The sequence below is a fragment of the Paraburkholderia sp. SIMBA_054 genome, assembly GCF_046534875.1.
GTDB lineage: Bacteria > Pseudomonadota > Gammaproteobacteria > Burkholderiales > Burkholderiaceae > Paraburkholderia > Paraburkholderia hospita.
Window position 1 is genome coordinate 1 of the sequence record NZ_JAWRXV010000858.1, and the last position, 269, is coordinate 269.

The window sequence follows — 269 nt, forward strand, 5'->3', positions numbered from 1 at the left end:
GAACACTCCGGTGGTCGAGAGGATGCGCGCGACGACCATGCCGCCGAACAGAAGACTGATCGGCCCGGCGGCGATTCGCACCGCAGCGAGAAGATCCTGCTCGTCGAGAATGTTCAGCACGATCAGCACGCACATGCCGACGAGCGCCGCCACGGCCATGTCGATTACATTGAACGCGATCGCGAGTATCACTGCCGCGAACACGCCCACCACGATATAGACCTGCATTGCGCTCATGCCAGCCCTCGCGCGATTCAACGAATGGGCGG

1 pseudogene is annotated in these 269 nt (G+C 62.1%); it reads right to left on the minus strand.

What is annotated here, in order from left to right:
• Window positions 1-237: pseudogene (locus SB822_RS57550) on the minus strand (citrate transporter); the annotation flags it as partial.
• Between the last annotated feature and the right edge of the window lie 32 nt (window positions 238-269).